3 protein-coding genes and 1 pseudogene are annotated in these 2,942 nt (G+C 34.7%); 3 read left to right on the top strand and 1 reads right to left on the bottom strand.

All coding sequences use genetic code 11. The features are described 5' to 3' along the window. Nucleotides 1–197 (bottom strand): hypothetical protein (locus CBG25_RS02660; RefSeq protein WP_290604058.1); only part of this gene is annotated, 197 nt, incomplete at its 3' end. 425 nt (nucleotides 198–622) lie between these two features. Between CBG25_RS02660 and mtr the strand changes: the two genes are divergently transcribed. The 3 genes and pseudogenes from mtr to CBG25_RS02645 all read left to right on the top strand — a co-directional run. Next, nucleotides 623–1,867, top strand: coding sequence for a tryptophan permease (mtr, locus tag CBG25_RS02655; RefSeq protein ID WP_290604333.1), 1,245 nt, complete (start codon nucleotides 623–625; stop codon nucleotides 1,865–1,867). Nucleotides 1,868–2,018: 151 nt separating this feature from the next. After that, nucleotides 2,019–2,590 (top strand): annotated as a pseudogene (gene yeiP, locus CBG25_RS02650) (elongation factor P-like protein YeiP). A 155-nt stretch (nucleotides 2,591–2,745) separates the two neighbouring features. Beyond that, on the top strand, nucleotides 2,746–2,942 hold a 197-nt coding region (locus CBG25_RS02645; protein WP_290604058.1), incomplete at its 3' end, for a hypothetical protein.

The raw sequence follows: 2,942 nt of genomic DNA, 5'->3' as shown, positions 1-2,942 counted from the left end.
CTTTTTTTGTCTATAGAAGGTTCAACTAATCGCCATAGGTCTTTAGGGCGGAAACATCTACTTTTTAACCATCGGCTAACCGTGTCATGAGATAAAGGCGATGGGCTGACTTCTGATAACGCCAAACTAGAGTATCTTACACTGCTTACTTGCAAGAATATTTTATAGATATCTTTAATGCATGGATAACCGGACAAAATATGAACATCCTGATTTTTTCTTGTTTTTAAATTTATACTTCTTTTTTAGAGACTGCGAAACTCGTGCAATAGATGAAAATTAATCTAGTACGGCTATTTTTTATTGGTAAATAGCCGTAGTGTATAACTTTTATTGTGATTTTATGATGTAAAAAAATAGATCAATATTGCATTATTGTCTGTTTAATCGTCATCTCACTAGGCAATTATTTATAAAGCTGAAAACAAAATTAGATCAATAAATTAGCAGAAACCTTTTTATTAATTTATCAAAATCAACCCTCAATCAAATACAGCATCCGGACACTAGGGTTAAAACCAATTTTAATTAACTGGCAAAAATATTAATTTACTTAAATATCATACCTAATGTATCATCAAGCTAGTACACAAAATCAATAATAAAAGAGGCAGTTATAGTAATGGCTAACGAAGTAATACAAAATATTAAACGCCCTTCCATATTTGGTGGTGCTATGATCATCGCTGGCACTGCCGTCGGTGCCGGTATGTTCTCCATTCCTATTGTCACTTCTGGCGTCTGGTTTACCGGTTCAATCATTTTATTAGTTTATACTTGGGTATGTATGTTTTCTTCTGGTTTAATGATTTTAGAAGCCAACATGAATTATCCTTCTGGTGCAAGCTTTCATACCATGGTTAAAGATTTACTTGGCACACGCTGGAATTTGCTAAATAGCATTTCAATTGCATTTGTTCTTTATATCTTAACTTATGCTTATATTTCAGCCGGTGGATCGATCATTACACATAATCTTAATAAGATCATCCCCATAAATCACCCTATGGCCGGTTTATTATTTAGCTTATTGATCGCTTTTGTTGTTTGGCTATCGCCTAAAGCGGTTGATCGTCTAAGTACAATTTTGATTGGCGGAATGGTTATTACTTTTATCATGTCTGTCAGTGGCATGTTTAATAGTGCTTCATCCACCATCTTATTCAACAAAAATAGTCTGGATACAGATTATTTACCTTATGCATTTATTGCTCTACCTTATTTACTAACCTCTTTTGGCTATCATGGTAATGTGCCCGGCTTAGTGAAATATTATCATAAGGAAAGTAAAGCGGTTGTTCTTAGTTTGTTATATGGCACTTTTATTGCTTTAGTCATTTATATCTTATGGCAATATGCCATTCAAGGTAATATACCGCGCACTGCCTTTAAACAAATCATTACTGAAGGTGGTAATATTGACTCGCTATTAAAACAAATGGATCACAGCACTAATAACAATATTATAAAACAGTGTTTAAATCTGTTTTCTTATATGGCTCTTGCAAGTTCATTTTTAGGTGTGACACTTGGGCTGTTTGATTTCATTGCCGATTTTTTTAAATTCAAAGATAATAATCTAGGCCGTTTAAAATCCGCTTTGATAACCTTCATTCCTCCTACCCTTTTAGCTTTATACTACCCTGATGGTTTTATTCATGCCATTGGTTTTGCTGGTCTAGCGGCAACTATATGGGCAGTAATTGTGCCGGCAATGATGGCTAAAGCTAGCCGTAAAAAATTTCCTCATGCAGTTTATCATGCACCTGGCGGTAATCTATTAATTTATTTTGTTATATTTTTTGGTTTGATTAACGCTGTTATCCATATATTAGCGCTATTCAATATTTTGCCTGTTTATAAGTAGCGCTTCGATTGCCAAGATTAATTTCAACGCCTCATACTTCGTGCTGATAGCTGTCATGAGGCAAATTCTTAGTAAGCATCACTTTGTATTCTAATTGCCGGTAATTTTATTATAAAATTGGAATTATAATTATTTAATGAAAGGAACTCATATGCCTAGAGCCAATGAAATAAAACGAGGCTATGCGGTAAGCTTAAATGGTAAGTTGCATTAGTAAAAGATATTGATATTCAGACACCAAGTGCACGAGGCGCTAGCACACTCTACAAAATGCGTTTTACTGATATTAAAACCGGCCAAAAAGTTGAAGAACGTTTTAAAGGCGATGACAATCTAGAAACAATCCATTTAACTCATCGGGCAGTAAGTTTTTCTTATGTTGAGGCTGATGAATATTTATTCATGGATAATGAAGATTTTACTCCCTATAGTTTCCATAAAACAGATATAGAAGAAGAGCTTTTATTCTTTACTACCTCAGGAACACCTGGACTGCAAGTTTTAGTAATGAATAACCAGGCTATCGCGTTAGAACTTCCGCAAACTGTCGATATGGTAATTGTAGAGACAGCACCAAGTATCAAAGAAGCATCAGCCAATGCAAGAACAAAACCAGCTATAATGGCAACCGGGCTAATAATACAAGTTCCAGAATACTTATCCATCGGCGAAAAAATTCGCATTCACATTGCAGAACGCCGTTATATGGGCCGTTGTGACTAAAATCGATAAAAATTAAACAATAGCTGCTCTTACTTAACGCCAATTCCCAAACGAAATGCAACAAAGTAAATCCTTGGTCATACATACACGAGTTTCGCAGTCTCTAAAAAAGAAGTATAAATTTAAAAACAAGAAAAAATCAGGATGTTCATATTTTGTCCGGTTATCCATGCATTAAAGATATCTATAAAATATTCTTGCAAGTAAGCAGTGTAAGATACTCTAGTTTGGCGTTATCAGAAGTCAGCCCATCGCCTTTATCTCATGACACGGTTAGCCGATGGTTAAAAAGTAGATGTTTCCGCCCTAAAGACCTATGGCGATTAGTTGAACCTTCTATAGACAAAAAAAG

Origin of the sequence: Arsenophonus sp. ENCA (assembly GCF_002287155.1) — a bacterium.
Classification (GTDB): domain Bacteria; phylum Pseudomonadota; class Gammaproteobacteria; order Enterobacterales; family Enterobacteriaceae; genus Arsenophonus; species Arsenophonus nilaparvatae.
The sequence above is the reverse complement of the archived record's forward strand: the minus strand, read 5'-3'. Positions and strand labels throughout refer to the sequence as shown.